Origin of the sequence: Paenibacillus lautus, assembly GCF_050482385.1 — a bacterium.
Taxonomy (GTDB): domain Bacteria; phylum Bacillota; class Bacilli; order Paenibacillales; family Paenibacillaceae; genus Paenibacillus_AQ; species Paenibacillus_AQ lautus_B.
Genome location: NZ_JBCNHV010000030.1, coordinates 135,950 through 152,110 on the forward strand (window position 1 = coordinate 135,950; position 16,161 = coordinate 152,110).

20 protein-coding genes and 1 pseudogene are annotated in these 16,161 nt (G+C 44.3%); 12 read left to right on the forward strand and 9 right to left on the reverse strand.

Features of this window, described 5'->3' with window-relative positions:
* Nucleotides 1-5 precede the first annotated feature (5 nt).
* Both ABEW73_RS31640 and rsgA read left to right on the forward strand, forming a co-directional pair.
* Nucleotides 6-1,049 carry an aminoglycoside phosphotransferase family protein gene (locus ABEW73_RS31640; protein ID WP_430168799.1) on the forward strand — a complete coding sequence of 348 codons (1,044 nt, stop codon included), beginning with the start codon at nucleotides 6-8 and terminating at the stop codon, nucleotides 1,047-1,049.
* Entirely contained in the window at nucleotides 1,046-2,125 is a 1,080-nt protein-coding gene (rsgA, locus tag ABEW73_RS31645) for a ribosome small subunit-dependent GTPase A (protein WP_430168801.1), read from the forward strand. The genes ABEW73_RS31640 and rsgA overlap by 4 nt, the downstream gene beginning before the upstream one ends.
* 169 nt (nucleotides 2,126-2,294) lie before the next feature.
* Here the strand turns inward: rsgA and ABEW73_RS31650 are convergent, their stop codons facing one another.
* Together ABEW73_RS31650 and ABEW73_RS31655 are read right to left on the reverse strand one after the other, a co-directional pair.
* Entirely contained in the window at nucleotides 2,295-3,908 is a 1,614-nt protein-coding gene (locus tag ABEW73_RS31650; RefSeq protein ID WP_430168804.1) for an ABC transporter permease, read from the reverse strand.
* Nucleotides 3,909-3,931: 23 nt separating this feature from the next.
* The gene (locus ABEW73_RS31655; RefSeq protein WP_430168807.1) at nucleotides 3,932-4,813 is read right to left on the reverse strand and encodes an ATP-binding cassette domain-containing protein; all 882 of its coding nucleotides are present in this window, start codon (nucleotides 4,811-4,813) and stop codon (nucleotides 3,932-3,934) included.
* A 321-nt stretch (nucleotides 4,814-5,134) separates the two neighbouring features.
* On the opposite strand from ABEW73_RS31655, the gene ABEW73_RS31660 reads away from it, so the two are divergent.
* Nucleotides 5,135-5,731: a TetR/AcrR family transcriptional regulator gene (locus ABEW73_RS31660; protein WP_430168810.1), complete on the forward strand. Its 597-nt coding sequence runs from the start codon at nucleotides 5,135-5,137 to the stop codon at nucleotides 5,729-5,731.
* Between the two features lie 188 nt (nucleotides 5,732-5,919).
* Here ABEW73_RS31660 and ABEW73_RS31665 read toward each other — a convergent pair whose 3' ends face one another.
* Nucleotides 5,920-6,912, reverse strand: coding sequence for a lysylphosphatidylglycerol synthase domain-containing protein (locus ABEW73_RS31665; RefSeq protein ID WP_430168814.1), 993 nt, complete (start codon nucleotides 6,910-6,912; stop codon nucleotides 5,920-5,922).
* 510 nt (nucleotides 6,913-7,422) lie between these two features.
* On the opposite strand from ABEW73_RS31665, the gene ABEW73_RS31670 reads away from it, so the two are divergent.
* On the forward strand, nucleotides 7,423-7,848 hold the full coding sequence (locus tag ABEW73_RS31670) for a DoxX family protein (protein WP_430168817.1): 426 nt from the start codon (nucleotides 7,423-7,425) through the stop codon (nucleotides 7,846-7,848).
* Between the two features lie 206 nt (nucleotides 7,849-8,054).
* Here ABEW73_RS31670 and ABEW73_RS31675 read toward each other — a convergent pair whose 3' ends face one another.
* From ABEW73_RS31675 to ABEW73_RS31695, 5 genes are read right to left on the reverse strand one after another with little or no spacing between them, the layout of a single operon-like run.
* Nucleotides 8,055-8,357, reverse strand: a complete 303-nt coding sequence (locus ABEW73_RS31675; protein ID WP_430206421.1) for a UDP binding domain-containing protein — start codon at nucleotides 8,355-8,357, stop codon at nucleotides 8,055-8,057.
* Nucleotides 8,336-8,782 carry a hypothetical protein gene (locus ABEW73_RS31680; protein ID WP_430168864.1) on the reverse strand — a complete coding sequence of 149 codons (447 nt, stop codon included), beginning with the start codon at nucleotides 8,780-8,782 and terminating at the stop codon, nucleotides 8,336-8,338. Before ABEW73_RS31680 ends, ABEW73_RS31675 begins: the two co-directional genes overlap by 22 nt.
* Nucleotides 8,772-9,098: a hypothetical protein gene (locus ABEW73_RS31685; protein WP_430168821.1), complete on the reverse strand. Its 327-nt coding sequence runs from the start codon at nucleotides 9,096-9,098 to the stop codon at nucleotides 8,772-8,774. Before ABEW73_RS31685 ends, ABEW73_RS31680 begins: the two co-directional genes overlap by 11 nt.
* The gene (locus tag ABEW73_RS31690) at nucleotides 9,098-9,484 is read right to left on the reverse strand and encodes a hypothetical protein (protein WP_430168824.1); all 387 of its coding nucleotides are present in this window, start codon (nucleotides 9,482-9,484) and stop codon (nucleotides 9,098-9,100) included. Before ABEW73_RS31690 ends, ABEW73_RS31685 begins: the two co-directional genes overlap by 1 nt.
* A gap of 35 nt (nucleotides 9,485-9,519) precedes the next feature.
* Nucleotides 9,520-10,428, reverse strand: coding sequence for an NAD-dependent epimerase/dehydratase family protein (locus ABEW73_RS31695; protein WP_430168827.1), 909 nt, complete (start codon nucleotides 10,426-10,428; stop codon nucleotides 9,520-9,522).
* Here ABEW73_RS31695 and ABEW73_RS31700 point away from each other — a divergent pair.
* The 6 genes from ABEW73_RS31700 (at nucleotide 10,315) to ABEW73_RS31725 (ending at nucleotide 14,529) form a co-directional block, all read left to right on the forward strand.
* Nucleotides 10,315-11,469, forward strand: a complete 1,155-nt coding sequence (locus tag ABEW73_RS31700; RefSeq protein ID WP_430168830.1) for a glycosyltransferase family 61 protein — start codon at nucleotides 10,315-10,317, stop codon at nucleotides 11,467-11,469. The two genes, ABEW73_RS31695 and ABEW73_RS31700, sit on opposite strands and share 114 nt — an antisense overlap.
* 534 nt (nucleotides 11,470-12,003) lie before the next feature.
* Complete coding sequence (locus ABEW73_RS31705; protein ID WP_430168832.1) at nucleotides 12,004-12,351, forward strand: DUF1048 domain-containing protein; 348 nt, start codon at nucleotides 12,004-12,006, stop codon at nucleotides 12,349-12,351.
* 12 nt (nucleotides 12,352-12,363) lie between these two features.
* Nucleotides 12,364-12,693: a DUF1048 domain-containing protein gene (locus ABEW73_RS31710; RefSeq protein ID WP_430168834.1), complete on the forward strand. Its 330-nt coding sequence runs from the start codon at nucleotides 12,364-12,366 to the stop codon at nucleotides 12,691-12,693.
* Nucleotides 12,690-13,022 carry a winged helix-turn-helix transcriptional regulator gene (locus ABEW73_RS31715; protein ID WP_430168836.1) on the forward strand — a complete coding sequence of 111 codons (333 nt, stop codon included), beginning with the start codon at nucleotides 12,690-12,692 and terminating at the stop codon, nucleotides 13,020-13,022. The genes ABEW73_RS31710 and ABEW73_RS31715 overlap by 4 nt, the downstream gene beginning before the upstream one ends.
* Before the next feature lie 306 nt (nucleotides 13,023-13,328).
* Nucleotides 13,329-14,057 (forward strand): NAD(P)-dependent oxidoreductase, encoded by a 729-nt coding sequence (locus ABEW73_RS31720; RefSeq protein WP_430168838.1) that lies wholly within the window; start codon nucleotides 13,329-13,331, stop codon nucleotides 14,055-14,057.
* 13 nt (nucleotides 14,058-14,070) lie between these two features.
* Nucleotides 14,071-14,529 carry a DUF2269 family protein gene (locus tag ABEW73_RS31725; RefSeq protein ID WP_152402710.1) on the forward strand — a complete coding sequence of 153 codons (459 nt, stop codon included), beginning with the start codon at nucleotides 14,071-14,073 and terminating at the stop codon, nucleotides 14,527-14,529.
* Nucleotides 14,530-14,692: 163 nt separating this feature from the next.
* Here the strand turns inward: ABEW73_RS31725 and ABEW73_RS31730 are convergent, their stop codons facing one another.
* Nucleotides 14,693-15,094, reverse strand: a complete 402-nt coding sequence (locus tag ABEW73_RS31730) for a VOC family protein (RefSeq protein ID WP_430168840.1) — start codon at nucleotides 15,092-15,094, stop codon at nucleotides 14,693-14,695.
* A 52-nt stretch (nucleotides 15,095-15,146) separates the two neighbouring features.
* On the opposite strand from ABEW73_RS31730, the pseudogene ABEW73_RS31735 reads away from it, so the two are divergent.
* Both ABEW73_RS31735 and ABEW73_RS31740 read left to right on the forward strand, forming a co-directional pair.
* Nucleotides 15,147-15,242: pseudogene (locus tag ABEW73_RS31735) on the forward strand (transposase); the annotation flags it as partial.
* Nucleotides 15,243-15,461: 219 nt separating this feature from the next.
* The gene (locus ABEW73_RS31740; RefSeq protein WP_430168843.1) at nucleotides 15,462-16,025 is read left to right on the forward strand and encodes an SNF2-related protein; all 564 of its coding nucleotides are present in this window, start codon (nucleotides 15,462-15,464) and stop codon (nucleotides 16,023-16,025) included.
* Nucleotides 16,026-16,161: the final 136 nt, after the last annotated feature.

Consider the following 16,161-nt stretch of genomic DNA (forward strand, 5'->3'; position numbering starts at 1 on the left):
TCAAAATGAGCGAAATAAAAATCGAAACTCTGACACAGGTTTTAAGTAAAATGCTAGGGACAAAAATAATCAGCACGGATTTCCAAACCAAACCATTGCATGGCGGTACAGTGGGTGATGTACAGCTTGTAACGGGCAATGCCAAAACCACTGACGGCGGGACGTTACCCTATAAAATCGTTTTAAAAACGCAGAAAAAATTTGAACGCTACGGCGATCCAGATTCCTGGCGTAGGGAATATGATTTTTATAAATCCAATTTCGGCGCTCTGTTTTCTGAATCATTCCGTTGGCCTGAATGTTATCACGCCGAAATGAACGATGAAGAAAACGAAACGCAGATATGGATGGAATATATTGACGGCATATCGGGTTTAGACTTGACCGGCGATATGTATGAACGCGTAGCCGAGGAATTAGGACGGTTCCAAGGCAAGTTATATGCCGAACAGCCAGTTGTTTTACAGAACTTGACCAACCTGAGCAAAGTGGACTATATGAAGAACTTCTATCTTCATTATCGGTCATGGAATAGAGTGTACGATTATATACGCTCCGACGATTGTGAAATCCCGAAACACCTATGTCAAATGCTCATCGACATTGATGAAAACGCAGACGAAATATTTAGCCGCATTGAAAAGCTACCCATCGTGCTGTGCCATAGGGATTTTTGGGTGACAAACATATTCTATTCGGACGGTAAAACCATACTCATCGACTGGGATACCACAGGATGGGGCTATTTAGGTGAAGATATGGCAAGTCTTATCGCGGATGAAGCTGATGTAGAAGACATGGTTGAATACTACCGTAGATGTATCCCGGCGTACTACAAGGGCTTTTCGGAATATGCGGATATTTCACACATATCGGATAACTGCGTTTATGAGTTGATTCTACTTATGTTTGGATACCGACTTGTAGAGTGGTATATGGACGCAGAATCGGGAAATAAACTCCAAGAAGCGGATGATGAAAGAACGCTGCACATCGATACCCTGCAGAAAATCTTTGAGATAAGGAATGAACAATTGGAGGTATCATGAATCTAATAGACTACGGTTTTCTGTTGCAATATTATTCAACAGACACAGAGGGCACTTATGCAAGAATTACCGCTGTGCATAAAGGGAGCTACAGCCTTGTTACCGAGTATGGCGAATGCTCTGCAAAACTAAAATCGAGTGTTTATTTCAACAACTGCACTGAGGAATTCCCCACTACTGGTGACTTTGTAGAAATTCAATACAACGCAGAGGGTGAAATCCTTATTTTACAAACGTTAAAACGAAAATCCAAATTTGCGAGAAATGACTTATCCGGTCATGGAACTGAATATGTCAAAACCATTAAAGAGCAGACGGTTGCTGCTAATTTCGACTATGTATTCATCATACAATCCCTTAACCACGATTTGAATCTAAAGCGATTAGAACGCTATTTAACTCTATCATGGCAGTCGGGCGCAGTGCCTGTTGTGGTGCTGACGAAAGCAGATTTAATTGAAGACTACTCTGCACAACTTGCTTCAGTCAAACAAATTGCGATTGGCGTGGATGTTCACGCGATCAGTGCAAAAGCGGGCTATGGCATTGACGGACTTGCAGACTATCTTAAAAAAGGAAAGACCGTTGTCTTTCTCGGATCGTCAGGTGTGGGAAAATCCAGTCTTGTCAATGCTTTGGCTGGAAAGAAGGTGATGTCTGTCAAAGAAGTTCGAGAAGATGATAGCAAAGGTAGACACACCACCACGCATCGTCAGCTGATTAGATTGGACAGCGGCGTGATGGTTATTGATACTCCTGGTATGCGTGAGCTTGGTATGTGGAATGTGTCTGAGGGCTTGAGAGAGAGTTTTTCTGATGTAAAGCAGTTTTTAGGACGGTGCAAATACTCAGATTGTAAGCACCAAAGCGAGCCTGGTTGTGCAATTAAAATGGCGATTGAGAATGGAAGCCTTGCCTATGAACGGTGGGAAAGTTATTTAACCCTTAAAAAGGAAGCTGCGTTTGTTGATGATAAAGCTGCTTATCTACGCACTAAAGACCATCAGCAAGTAACTATGAAAGTATGGGAAAGGCAGAAGAGTAAGGAGACTCGTCGTACTAAGGATAAACATTGATTTTACTGATAAGCATATAAACTATCATTCAGCTAAAGTCCTAAAGAGAGTCCACCTTAAGTTGGGCTCTCTTAGTGGCATTAAAAACGGGCCGAAATACACGTTTCAGCCCGTTTTTTGCTCCATTTTTATTTCAAAGTATAAAGTATATTACAAATTTATTGTTCTGCTAAGCTCCTTCAACCATATCCCGTTTGCGGTATCCAATATAGCCCATAACCATCGCTGCAATACTGATCACTGTGATCGTAATAAAGGTGGCAACATCAAACGGATCTACCGGCATCCGCGGAATCCAACTTTGTACGGCTGTTTTCGAGAACCATTCCGGCAAATCCAAAATGCCGCCAAAGTAGTTTAATGCAAAAGAATAGCCAAGATACGCATATACGGCTTTGCCCAGTCTTGGTGCCCAACCTAATGCCAAAGCGGCAAGTCCGGTAAAGAACAACACGGAAGGCAGGAAGTTATAGCCAGCAGCGATAAAATCCCATATATTCATGGGGGAGCCGTCACCCATGGCAGAAATGGCCGTCCCGCCAAGTCCGCTTGAAGCGAGCAAAATGCCAACGATTCCAGCAACGATGGCCAAAATGACACTCGTCCAATAGAGCTGAGCTCGCGTCACTTTTGTAGCATAAAGCTGGCTTAAATGCTGCCGCGCTTCTTCCGAGAACAGTTTGTTCACGATCGCAATCGGCAAAATGGAAACCAATCCAATCATGACCATCATAATAGTCCCGGTGAAGGCTTCTTCGATGGAAACGCCGGATATTGTAAACATTTGACTCATGATTTCATTGCTTTCAAGGAACGTCCGCATATCTCCATAAATCGAACCATAGGCTGCTCCCATGATGACGAAAGCAATCAACCAGCTGATCATTACGCCTTTGTTCAGCTTGGTAAACAGGCCGGGTACGGACAGCAATGATTTTTTTGCTGACTCCCGGCCTTCTCTTTCTGGCAAATAACCGGCACCCATATCCCGACCGCCTTCAAGGGCAAAAGCGATGATCACGACAATGACGCTGAAGACGATAGCCAAAAACAGGGGGACCCAATTGTTCTCCGTAAATGGATAAGTCAGATAAGTCCAACCCATCGGATTGACCATGGAAATATCAACATTCGACACATCCGTTCCGGCGCGGAAAATATAAAGCAAGCCTACAATTCCGAGCGATGAACCGGTTGCACCGGATGAAGTCGGCATAATTTGCGCCATAACTAAGGCAATTACGGCTCCCAATATCCCGGCCATCCCGATGGATGCGCCAAACAAAAAGGATCCTTCGGCCGAAATGGTATCTACACCATAGCTTGTCATCATTCCGCCAATAACGAGCGCTAATATCATATTGATCACAACAACTTCGGCAATTACCGCAAGCGAATTGGCTTGACGGCCTACTTGAAAGGAGCGGACGAGTTCAGTAAGCCCGAGATCTTCTTCTTTCCGAGTATGGCTTACCACATGCAATGCAGCGATAATCATCGCAAACAAACCGCAGAATAACAACATTTCGTGCGCATACATCGCGCCCAAAGTATAATCTGCTGATGTCTCAATCGGTGTCGGACCAACCATGGAAATCATGGCAGGATTTTGCAAGGTTTCATACATTCCTTGCAAACCTTGCCCCTTGCCGATTTCTTCAAATGCAGGAACAAATCCGGCCGAAAACAAGCCTAAACCTAAAACCCAGATGATGATTTTTTTCCAATCACGTTTCAGATATTGGACGAATAGTACACGTGAACGTGCAAATTTTTCTTGCATTATAATTTCCTCCGTTTCCGCCCTTAGACTTCATAATGACGCATGAATAAGTCTTCTAGCGTAGGCGGCACGGACTCGAACTTCTTGACGCTCAACTTTGCCGCTTCGGACAAAATATCATTGATACATTCGTTATCCGCGGAGAATGTCGCTTGATTGCCGGACTGCTTGAAATCATGGACACCATGAACGGATGCCATTATGGCCACATTGCCTTGCGTTACCATCGTTACTGTAGAACGGGTTAAGTGACGCAACTCATCCAATGTCCCGGTTTCAACCACTTTGCCTTGGCGAATGATAACCACTTTATCGGCCAGTCGCTCAACTTCGCTCAAAATATGAGAGGACAGCAAGATGGCTTTTCCCGCAAGCTTGATTTTTTCGACCTCATCCTGGAAGACGGCTTCCATCAATGGATCAAGGCCGGAAGTCGGTTCGTCGAAAATATACAAATCGGAGTCAACGGATAAAGCCGCGATCAAGCCGACTTTTTGCCGATTTCCTTTGGAGTAGCCTTTGGCTTTCTTCTTAGGATCCAATTCAAAGCGTTTAATCAAATGGTCACGTTTATTTTTGTCTCCGCCGCCATGCAATTTCATAAATAAATCAATGATTTCGCCGCCTGTTAAGCTGCCCCAAAGAGCCACATCTCCAGGAACATAAGAAATTCGTTTATGAATCTCAAGGCTATCCTTCCATACATCCTTGCCGAAAATTTTCGCTTCCCCGGCATCCCGGCGGATGATTCCGAGCAAAGTGCGAATCGTTGTGGATTTCCCCGCGCCGTTCGGCCCGATAAAGCCGACAACTTCCCCGGCATTTACCGTAAATGACACGTCATGCAACGCTTTGGATTTCCCGAATCTTTTTTGCAAGCCTTGCACTTTTACAATGTTTGTCATAACTAAAACTCCTTCTTAACCAGTTTTAGTAACGTGCTTTCCAGTTTAAAGCAAAGCTCCTATTCGATAAATAGTGAACTAAAAAAGTAGATGAAGTTCGTTTATTCCGATTATTCGCTTTGTTTTAAACCAAAGTTCATTTACAGTTCCAGTTATACACCCGTTTATCCGTATAGTCAATTCAAAAAAACATAAATTTAGAACTATTGCATGTTTGATAATTCATAATTATGCTATATAATAAATATGAAGGGAAAATACGAACTAAATTTCTCCTTTAAATGTTTTTTAGTCATAATAGTTAGAAAGCAGGAATAAGGAATGAATGGTTTTGAAAAGAGAACGCAAGACAAGAAAAATCAAGTTCTAAAAGCAACATTTAACTTGATAAATACCGATGCCGGCATAGAAAATGTAACGGTCGATGAGATTGCTAGACATTCCAATGTCGGTAAAACGACGATTTTTAAGTATTTTGGGAGCAAAGAAAACCTGATCCATGAGGTTTTTAAGTATTTTTTAACTCAAATGGGGGAAACGGCCCGAGAAATCATGGCCGAAAATAAACCTTTCGAAGAAACGATCATTGCCATGAGTCAGAACAAAATCAATTTCCTGGAAAAAATCAACAAACAGTTTTATTTGGCTTTAATGGATTATTTTACAAAAAAGGATGATGACGGATTATCTCTGATGATGCAGCAATACGTCAAGGAAAGCTACGGTCTCATGTTGGATTTGTTTCACCGTGGGCGTAAAGAAGGCAAGGTTGATCTGAAATACTCGGATGAATTTCTCCTCATTTATTTCCAGGCCCTGGTTGAAGGGATCTCCAGCCCGCATATTTACCCGAAGATTCTCCCTTATACGGCCCAATGGACGGAATTGCTGATAAAAGGTATTGCGCCAAGCCAATAAAGCACATAATTCCCCGAAACTGACTGTACGGGGGACATGATTATCCTGAGAACACAATCATGGTCCCATTGAAAGTCGCTATATTAGCGGCTTTTTTGTTTAGGCATTAGCCAGTTGAGTACGTGAAACGCGCGATACAAAAAAACACCCGCTATGCGGGTGAGGGAACGAGGGTTTGACTAATAAGTTTAAACATCCAACTGGGTACGGTATCGACCTCGTGCAAACTCAATGCCTCCCATTACCAGTCCAATGAGCCAAGGGATAAAATAGTACATCAAACGAAATAATACAAGTACCGCAGCGTTTGTTTCAGGAGGGTATCCAAGGGCCTGAAGACCAAGCAGGGTAATGAGATCAAAACCGCCAATGCCGCCAGGCGTCATACTAACAAGACCAGTCGCTACCGCGACGGTGTAAATGCCTAATGCCGTTCGAAGAGGAAATTCCGGAAGTAGAGTCGCCGCAATAGCCCAGAAGGCAACACCGGCTAATAGCCACTCCACGACAGAGACACCTACAGCTGCAACAATTATGGACAGATTCATCTGGGGCAGATTGCGGTTCAGCCATTTGCTATAGAAGGGAGTCCGCTGAAAGAGCAGGTACCCCGGCAGATAAAGCGCGATCGCCCAGACGGCATACATGGCCCAGCGATGAGATTGAATCACCGCATCGATCGGAAACAGCCCGGTCAAATCCCCCCAAGCCAGCAGCGAAATTCCCGTAATCGTAATAGTAGCCAGAAAGGCAATACAAGCTGTTATGGTTGGAATCGAAACTCCTCGCCCTCGGTATAGGAAGGTACGAAGCGCGGCACCAACAATCCCGGCAAATCCGATGACATTGTTTGACGTGTTAGCAATCCATGCATAGCGGAAAGTCGCCCAAATCCCGAGAGAAAGTTTGAAATGGCGCCGAAGCAAAAACTCATAGCCGCTAACCGATGCGACTGCGACAAGGGATAGAGACAATAGAAGGAAAATTCGTGTAGGGTCGAGATCCCTAAGGATATCCAGCGTGGCAGCCCAGTCAATACGGCGCAGCTCGGCTTGTCCCGCCCAAACAACCATTCCGAGGATGATCATCGGAATCAAGATCTGCACAATTTTTAGGCGATATAATGTAGAAATGAGTTTTAACTTCCCCAATCGTGCAAACTGCTTTTTCATCTTTGTCATATCCATTCTTCCCCTTACGTTTATCGTGTAGCTAGTATGCCCATAAGGACTCTCATTTAAAATCCGAAGCAATGTATCAATTTTCAATTCATTCAGGCGTTAATGGAATGGCTGGTCAACTCACGCTTTTGAATCCCCTCTGGATATCATCTCAGGATTTATATTGGGCACAGGAACAGCTAGCACCAATCATACTTTTCTTTTAAAGCAAATTGGGTACACCGAAACTTCACTAAGGTCATCAGGTTAGAGGCTCTAGCAGGTTATTTTGGCATTGACGGGGCTATCTTCGTTGACAGCAATTATATGAGGCTTTTATCGACAAGCCATTTGGGTATTAAATTTTTGCTGATACGATCCTCCTAAAACAGTATCATTTTTTGACATGATTTAAAGTTATGATTAACCCATCAAGCGAAATGAGAAATCATTGAAAATTTTAAGAAAAGGAAGGGAGTGAATATGGCAAATTATACGTTAAGTGGAAAATAACCAATAGGAGGAAAACAAATGAGTAAAATGATCGGTGTGGAAACCACCATGAAAGTAAATACCCAGCCCCACGGAAAAATGGTTGCTTATTGGTCAGTCACATTACTACTCGCAGCAGCTATTTTGTTAAGTGGTATCGGACAACTGATGCAATTTGGAGGCAACCTCGATTTAGTGACGAATCTGGGCTACCCGTTATACATATTGACCATTCTCGGGATATGGAAAGTGCTTGGAGCCATCACTCTCGTCGTGCCAGGTTTACCTCGACTTAAAGAATGGGTTCACGCTGGTATCTTCTTTTTAATGACGGGTGCGGCATTATCTCATGCATTTGCTAACGATTATGGTGATTACGGTTTTAATCTTATCCTCCCGCTTTCCTATGCTGCACTAAATATCTTATCGTGGGCTCTACGGCCACCGAAGAGTCGCTTACTTTAAAGATGGGGTGAAGCCATCCCATGCGGCTAGAAATATTGCCTTGGCTCGAAACACGAGGAAGAAGCTGCAGCCTTACATCGTCGGATCAATTAAATCTAAAAAACCCGTTGATGAATAAGTTCAACGGGTTTTATTGATGTTTTATTTTCAAGATATAAGTTTTATAAGCCCAAAAAGAAAATTATTCATTCACCGCTTAGGGAAGTTCAAACTTGAGATCCATCACGATAATGATGAAGAAAGACCGGAAGTGATTTCTTGACCTGCGTACCGATACCCAGTCCTTCATACAGAAAGCCGAGTTCCTCCAGATGTTGCTGTGATAAAAAGTTTCGCGTATCCAGAATATATGGGGATTTCATCGCTGCCGACATCCGTCCCCAGTCTAAAGCTGCATACTCTTCCCATTGGGTTAGCAAAATAATTGCATCGGAATTGCACGCAACTTCCTCGGCAGCAGTACAATAGGTTACCGCCAAATCACCGTTCAACGAACGGAATATTTCCATCCCCTTTGGATCGTGAACTTGCAATACAGCCCCATGTCCAGCAGATTCCGAATAATAAACGAAGCCTGTGTTTGACGGGCATCATCCGTATTCGGCTTGAAGGTTAGGCCCAGCACGCCAACCGTTTTTCTATGCAACGTCTTCAACTGCGATTGAACCTTTTCCACGCAAAATTGGTGCATTAATTTGTTAGATTCAATTGCCGCCTTCACAATGTTCAACTCGCACCCACATTTCTGGCTGGTCGCCAAAAATTCCGTCGTATCTTTAGGAAAGCAGCTCCCGCTCCAACCGCTAGAAACTTGCAGAAACTTAGCGCCGATCCGGGAATCAAGCCCCATACCATGGGCGACATCCAATACATTGGCTCCCAAAGCTTCGCATAACCGGGCTACTTCATTAATATAGCTGATTTTAACGGCCAGAAATGCATTGGAGGCATATTTTAATCATTTCGGCGCTTTTCAGATCGGTTTCGAAATACACGGTCTGGCGCTCATTCGGATTGAAATTGGGCATGAAATCGCGGAACACTGCTTCATAACCGATCCGGTTCACTAATTTGTGGTAAAGCTTTCGTAGTACCGCACGAGCTTTATCATTGGTCGTACCGACTACCACCCGGTCTGGGAAGAAAACATCCTCTAAAGCATAGCCTTCCCGAAGAAATTCTGGGTTGCTGATCACGGTGAATTGTTCCTCCACCTTCAGTCCGGAAACCTCGCTGATGATCGACGCCACTAGATGGGCTGTACCGATGGGTACTGTCGATTTGTCGATGATAACGGTAACTTGCCTGGGTTCAGCTTTTCGGCGATACTTCGTGCAGCGGTTATAACAAACTGTAAATCAGCCGTTCCGTCGAGCTTGGACGGAGTTCCTACGCCGACAAACACAACATCCGCATCGTATACCGCATCATAAGAAGTAGTTGCGGTCAACGTGATGCCAATATTCCGCTTTATCAGCTCATCTAATCCCGGCTCATAAATAGGACTCTTTCCAGAGCAGATCATGTCGACTTTGTGCTGATCCACGTCAATGACCGTGGTTTGATGCCCTAATGTGGCAAAAGCCGTTCCGGTCACACTACCAACGTATCCCGAACCGATACACACTATGTTCATCTCTAGATTACTCCTTATGCCTCATTTTAAATGATTTAGGCCAGATGGCTCCGATAAGCTTTAATTGTCCGCTTTAGTCCTTCTTCAAGGTCGATTTGCGGATCCCATCCCAGCAGTTGTCTGGCCTTGTCAATAACAGGACAGCGCACTTTCGGGTCATCCTCCGGAAGTGACAGAAAGCTCAGACTGCTGTCCGATTGCGCCAGCCGCTTAACCATTAAGGCGACATCCAGAATGGTGTGCTCCGTTGGATTGCCGATATTAATAATTTGTCCTGTCGCTTTCTCCGACTCCATAACCAACTGCAGCGCACGTATATTATCGTCTACATAGCAGAAAGAGCGGGTCTGACTACCGTCTCCATAAACGGTGATCGGTTGTCCAGAAATCGCTTGAGTCACAAAATTAGAAATGACCCGTCCGTCATCATTCCTTAAGCCTGCCGAATAGGTATTGAAAATCCTAACGACCTTCGCCTGCACCTGATAACGGTGATGATACTCATAGCAGTATACTTCGCCCAATCGTTTGGCCTCATCATAGCAAGCCCGCGGCCCCCATGTATTGACATTTCCCCGGTAGTCCTCTCTTTGCGGGTGAACCTCCGGATCGCCATATGCCTCACTTGTGCTGGCGAAGAGCAGCTTGGCCTGATTCTGCCTTGCCAGCTCAAGCAAATGCATGGTGCCTATAGTATTGGCTGCTATCGTTTCCATTGGTGACGCCTGATAGAATCTGGGCGAAGCCGGTGATGCTAAATGGTAAATCTCTTCGACATCCTCCAATACATATAACTCTAAGATACGAGGATCGGATACATCGTAAATCAGATGGGTGAAGCCTTCCTGCCCAAACGAGTCATGGAAACAGCATCGGCTCCGGTGGGCTATTATCCGAATCTCTTGGATTGGGTGCAGGCATCGGGATTGAATCGGGAAAAGCACTTTCGCGAGCTATACAACTCATACAGCTTCGAATACAAGGACGCTTCAAGCCTTGGGAAAACTCCGCCACCTCAATTCCAAGGAGGACGAATTACTGCCCCGACTGCGAATGTAGCCGTCATACCCAGCGGCCGGGTATGGGGCATGAACGGCGCTGTCCTGTCGCAGGACAATATGCTGCTTTCAGATGTATCTATTGAGTTTTATGTCGATACTTTAATTAAGGGTGAGAAGCATCCCGCACTTCATGACTGGAAACCCTTCCCATTGGTAAATACGTCGGAAACAGTGGCGGCATTAACTTTTGGCATCAGTCAAAATTATTTCCACTGGCTGTTTGATGTATTGCCGCGACTGCATCTCATCCAATTATCTGGTTTGAAGCCAAGCAAATATGTGTTGAATCGAACCGTTAAGATGGCATTTCAGGACGAGACGCTGAACATGGTAGGAATACCCGCTGAATCGAGGCTGGAAACACACGCTGAATTCCATTTGCAGGCGGACAATCTAATTGTTCCTTCCTTGATCGGGACATCCTCATTTAGCTATTATCCGAAGTGGGTGTGCGACTATTTAAGAAGTGTCATGCTCCCCCATGCGGACGAAGAGGTCAGGAACGGGCCGGAGCGTATCTATGTCAGCCGGGCGCGGGCCGAAACTCGTCGGATAAAGAATGAACAGGAAGTGATGGAGAGACTTTCGGCAAAAGGATTTGTTTGTGTAGAGCTGGAGTCGATGACAGTACGTCAGCAAATTCGCTTGTTCCGTTCAGCCAAATGGGTAGTCGCCCCACACGGAGCGGGATTGACCAACCTGGTGTTTTGTGAGCCGGGAACGAAGGTGCTCGAGCTGTTCACGCCAAATTACATGCCCAGACATTACTGGCTAATCAGCAATCATTGCGGGCTTGATTACTGGTATTTAACCGGGACTGGCGATGGCCGCGAAGGGGATTGGAATTTAGTTGAAAATATGTTTATAAACGTAGAGGAGTTATCAAGGACGCTTTCCAAGATGGGAGTTGATACGCGTCATTAGGATGAATGGTATCCTGCAGGCTCACTTTCATACAAAGTCGCTTAAAAAGCGGCTTTTTTGTTTTATTGATACAAGTTCTTATCCCAAGTCAAGGACAAGAACTTGTACGTCGTTACGTTAACGGGCAGGATAGTGAAAATGTAAAATCCGTTAGAACAACGCTATTGCCAAACCATCTACTACGTGTTACTTTATAGATGTAGTAAGTATTACTTCATACAAGTCTTACAGAATAGCATGGAGTTATTGTGCTGGAAAACTAAACGGAAAGGCTCAAATGCGTGCTTGAGGGCTACGTTCTTGAAATTATAGGCCGCAAACAAACCTACGGCTACGAAATCATACAGCGGCTCAACGCCCTCGGCATCACAGTAAAAATACAAATTGGTGGAGATCACCAAGAAGACCTCTGACAAGGGGACCGCCTCGAGAGTTTTTGCGAGCTCAAAGACGCAAGGCGAGAAGCTGGGGAGGTTTCTGGGGAAAATGGGAATTTAAATCATCGAAAATTAACGAATTTAAGGAGAGAAGACCATGAATTTTTGGGAAAAAATCACCGGCAGCGACATGATTAATGAATTGAAAACTTTTGAATCGCGAGCCAAAAAGCTGCCAGCTGATTATCAAGCGGCATGGGAAGAAATAAATGCCAATCTTTGGCCGCACTCAGATTTCACCGGTCGTAACATCATGCCAATTCTTGACGGTGTGCTTGGCCTGCTCGAAGAAACGGCGGCGGACGGTCAACGTGTCCATGAGGTTTTAGGTGACGATGTCAAAGGTTTCTGTTCAGCACTGGCTGGCGAAGAAGGAGCAAAGTCTTTTCGCGACAAGTGGCGCGAGCAACTCAACAAAAATATCGCTAAAAAATTAAGTAAGTAGGAGGATCAAAAGATGAGAATACAAGATATCATCGAAGGCAAAAAAGAGTGGCGAGCGCATGTGGCGCGTGTCAAAGCCCTCCCGCAAGATTATCAGATTGTTTATAAAGAGATGCAAAAGTATTTCTTTAAGGTCGGCCCTGTTGAGCTAACCGACGGGACGGGTTTACTCTCGGGGATTATCGATCTTTTTGAAGAGGGCGCGGCCTTGGGAAAAGGCGTACTTGAAGTGACCGGCAGTGACGTAGCGGCTTTCTGCGACGATCTAATCAAAGATTCTAAAACTTACGCTGACATCTATCAAGAATCTGTTAACCAAGATAAGGGGATGATTTATCAATGATTCATCAGCGTGAATGTCCAGTTGAGACACTCATTCATGTTCTAGGTGGCAAATGGAAGCCCATGATTTTATGGCATTTGATTGAATCCAAAAAGCGATTCAACGATCTGGAGAAGCTTATACCTGATGTTTCACAAAAAATGCTTTCACAACATCTCCGAGATTTGGAACGAGAAGGCATAGTCGATAGAACGGTCTACCCTGCGATCCCTCCAAAAGTAGAATATTCTCTTAGTGAATACGGCAGAACATTGATACCTGTAGCAGAAGTCATGTGTGCTTGGGGAGAAAATCATAATAAGCGGAAATATGAAGAGCCAGCGTCATAAAGCTGGTTCAATGAACTTATACACGAATTAATCAAAGCTGCCACGGGATTCCGGGCAGCTTTTGTTTACCTACACTCGCACCCCTGATATGAATGAATTATCGGTCTGAGATAATAAAACTCCTTATACTGTATGCTTGTCGCCAATCTGTCTTGTTTTCCTGTCCTCCCGACCTCCGCGTATAATATGGCATGCTTACTTTTTAGTAAGTACCCTACTTTAAAGTGGGTTCTTAACATCATTTTGAAGCGATGCTAAGCTTGAGTTAACCAAATACTGGAGGCCATTAAAGAGGAGGAAAGAACAATGAAAATTATTGTTTTTGGAGCGACGGGGAATACAGGGAAAAGAGTACTGGTACAAGGGATAAAAATGGGGCATGAAATGACCGCTTTTGTGCGAAATTCTGAGAAGCTTTATGAACAACTAGGTGAGCATTCCGCAAAGCATGTGAAGGTGATCGTGGACGATATGATGGACCCGGTGAGCGTTGGTGAGGCGCTCGCACATCAAGACGCTGCTATTATTGCTGCCGGACATGCGGGGCAGGGAGAAGAGTTTGTTCGTATCATCGATAACATTATAAGTCAGTGTGAATTGGAGCCTAGTTTCTCCGGGCGGGTATGGGTTATGGGAGGAGCCGGCCTGCTGGATATTCCATATACTGATCTGATCGGCAACAATTTACCCGGCTTCCCGCCTGAGTATAAAAATCATAACCGGAATTTTGAAAGGCTGCAGCGGACGGAGCTCGATTGGTCCATCATGTGTCCGGGAACCATGACAGATTCGAGAGAGCATTCAGATTCTGCTTATCTACATGTAACAACGGAATTCTTGCCCGTTCCGATGCAGGAGACGATCAAGGACTTTTCCGAGGCAGAGATAGCCGGTCACTTGTTCAGCAGATTTCAAGAGCTGAATGTGGCTTATGACGATGTCGTCATGTGTATGTTGGACCATCTTGAACTCGAAGGATCGTTTAAAAGAAAAAGGGTCGGTCTAGCCTATCAAAGCCATATTGCGGTGAGCTGAGGAGGAGGGGATTATGGGTTTATTTGGATTACTGCTCGTTTTGCATATATTGTCTTCGATCGCTTTTATCGGCCCCGCTTTCGTAACGCCCATCATTCGGAGATCCGCCAGAACGGTCGGCCAGCTGCACTTTGTATTAGGTATAACGGCCAAACTGGCCATCATGCCTAAAATTGGCGGAACCGGACTTATTCTAACCGGGGTTGGGCTCATGATCATAACCAAGATGGGATTATCCCAAATGTGGCTGAATGTATCCATTCTCTTAGCGCTGCTCATGGTTGGACTGATCGACGGATGGATCGAGCCGCGTATGAAAAAGATCAGAAAAACCATATCTGAGCGCCAAGACCAAGGTAATGACATACCCGCCGAATTCGGACTTCAGTTAAAAAAGATCGTGCCCATCGAGATGGCAGCAATGCTGCTGATGATTGCCGTATTGGTGCTAATGGTCGTTAAGCCATTTTAAAGAAGCCGGAGGGAGCTTCCCAACCGCAAGGACGTTCTGGGATAATCATGATGCCGAAGTGTTGGATAAGTATGATAACGATTTTGATTTAAATTACAGATGTGAGAATGTAGGTGGTGTAAAAAACGCCGGTGACCTTAAGCAGGTGACCGGCGTTTTCATACTAACGTTTCGGCATTTTGCTCTCATCCATGTACAGCAGGTTCCAGCGGTGCCCGTCAAGGTCGGCAAATCCTGCGCCGTACATCCAGCCGTCAATTTCACTCGGCTTGCCAAAGATGTTTCCTCCGGCAAACTCTACTTTTTGAATAAAGGCATCTACTTCTTCTCTGCTTTTAGCACCGATGGAAAATATCACCTCAGCGCTATGGGAAGTATCTGCGGTTTTTGAACCTGTAAATTTCTCAAACGCCGCATCCGGAAACAGCAGAATTGTTGTTTGGTCTATGGCAAGCTTGGCTCTCTCGTTACCAATGCTCACCGCATGGAATCCAATTTCATTAAAAAAGGCAGTTGACCTCTCAACATCTTTGACCGGCAGGTTAATCCAGATCTCCTGTGACATGGCATAGCCTCCTGGAATATATTTTAAACTATTCCTACTATACACTACTTCTGCGGGTCTTGACCCTGGTATTTTCAGTTCAGGGAAGTTTACAGCAACGAGTACACGAATAACGAAACGAGGCTCTAAGAGGCTTAGACGTTCTCTATAGTTGTTCATTATTATTTTCGCCTTTTCTCAGGCCAACCGGTTGGAACAACTGATACATAATGCTGCGATACGTTCGGCCAGTTCAGATTCTCTAGTGTGTCATACCTCTTCCATTCAAAGCTAAAAATGGGATCTAACTAATGGAAAACAATGCAAAATACAAGTCTTCCTATTTTTTTTAATCCCTATATTATTTAGGATAGGAGAGTGATGACAGATGGAAATATTAGCAGTGTGGGAAGAATTCCTTCGTCCGTACGATAGTTCAAACGATTATGTTAAAGAAATTATCAAAACTGGTCGTCATTTAAGTCGATCAGGAGCAGTCTATAATTATAGCCATGATGAAAAATCAATACAAGCAAGTGTTGCTGGTAAAAGCGGTGGACATGAGGTGAACATTCAGCCTTTTATTCTAAGGAGAACAAAGAGGCAAGAAAAAATAAAAGGTGATCTACCTGAGAAAATAGAGCAAAAGCAATACTGCACATTAACGGATGAACAAGAAGAGTTATACAAAAAATTGGTGCAAGAAGTAAAAGAAGAAGCAAAGAAGTTAACGAGGAAAACACGGAAGCCCTATATGATGACTATGATCGGAAAATTAAAGCAATTGTGTAATCATCCTGGACTATACTTAAAAGAACAATACATAACGAAAATCGCTGAACGTTCTAATAAAGTAGCCCTGGTTGATGAACTGATTAGTACTATTCTTGAGGCAGATGAAAGTGTAATTATTTTTACTCAGTATGTAAAAATGGGCGAGTTATTACAGTGATTGCCGACTGAAAGCCCACGGTTTTTTTGCCAGAACATCCCTTCATGGGATCAAACACATAACACGTGTGCGTGTGTGCTTTTCTTTTTGTTTAATTGTTGTAGTTGTGTAGTTGAACTGATACAATTGTTTTATG

What these genes read in the sequence shown, in the direction of transcription:
- ABEW73_RS31725 (WP_152402710.1), top strand. Translation starts at nt 14,071, where the DNA reads ATGGGTTTATTTGGATTACTGCTCGTTTTGCATATATTGTCTTCGATC.
- ABEW73_RS31730 (WP_430168840.1), bottom strand. Translation starts at nt 15,094, where the DNA reads ATGTCACAGGAGATCTGGATTAACCTGCCGGTCAAAGATGTTGAGAGG.
- rsgA (WP_430168801.1), top strand. Translation starts at nt 1,046, where the DNA reads ATGAATCTAATAGACTACGGTTTTCTGTTGCAATATTATTCAACAGAC.
- ABEW73_RS31690 (WP_430168824.1), bottom strand. Translation starts at nt 9,484, where the DNA reads ATGAACATAGTGTGTATCGGTTCGGGATACGTTGGTAGTGTGACCGGA.
- ABEW73_RS31720 (WP_430168838.1), top strand. Translation starts at nt 13,329, where the DNA reads ATGAAAATTATTGTTTTTGGAGCGACGGGGAATACAGGGAAAAGAGTA.
- ABEW73_RS31700 (WP_430168830.1), top strand. Translation starts at nt 10,315, where the DNA reads ATGGGTGAAGCCTTCCTGCCCAAACGAGTCATGGAAACAGCATCGGCT.
- ABEW73_RS31655 (WP_430168807.1), bottom strand. Translation starts at nt 4,813, where the DNA reads ATGACAAACATTGTAAAAGTGCAAGGCTTGCAAAAAAGATTCGGGAAA.
- ABEW73_RS31670 (WP_430168817.1), top strand. Translation starts at nt 7,423, where the DNA reads ATGAGTAAAATGATCGGTGTGGAAACCACCATGAAAGTAAATACCCAG.
- ABEW73_RS31650 (WP_430168804.1), bottom strand. Translation starts at nt 3,908, where the DNA reads ATGCAAGAAAAATTTGCACGTTCACGTGTACTATTCGTCCAATATCTG.
- ABEW73_RS31710 (WP_430168834.1), top strand. Translation starts at nt 12,364, where the DNA reads ATGAGAATACAAGATATCATCGAAGGCAAAAAAGAGTGGCGAGCGCAT.
- ABEW73_RS31715 (WP_430168836.1), top strand. Translation starts at nt 12,690, where the DNA reads ATGATTCATCAGCGTGAATGTCCAGTTGAGACACTCATTCATGTTCTA.
- ABEW73_RS31660 (WP_430168810.1), top strand. Translation starts at nt 5,135, where the DNA reads ATGAATGGTTTTGAAAAGAGAACGCAAGACAAGAAAAATCAAGTTCTA.
- ABEW73_RS31675 (WP_430206421.1), bottom strand. Translation starts at nt 8,357, where the DNA reads ATGGAAATATTCCGTTCGTTGAACGGTGATTTGGCGGTAACCTATTGT.
- ABEW73_RS31740 (WP_430168843.1), top strand. Translation starts at nt 15,462, where the DNA reads ATGGAAATATTAGCAGTGTGGGAAGAATTCCTTCGTCCGTACGATAGT.
- ABEW73_RS31640 (WP_430168799.1), top strand. Translation starts at nt 6, where the DNA reads ATGAGCGAAATAAAAATCGAAACTCTGACACAGGTTTTAAGTAAAATG.
- ABEW73_RS31665 (WP_430168814.1), bottom strand. Translation starts at nt 6,912, where the DNA reads ATGACAAAGATGAAAAAGCAGTTTGCACGATTGGGGAAGTTAAAACTC.
- ABEW73_RS31705 (WP_430168832.1), top strand. Translation starts at nt 12,004, where the DNA reads ATGAATTTTTGGGAAAAAATCACCGGCAGCGACATGATTAATGAATTG.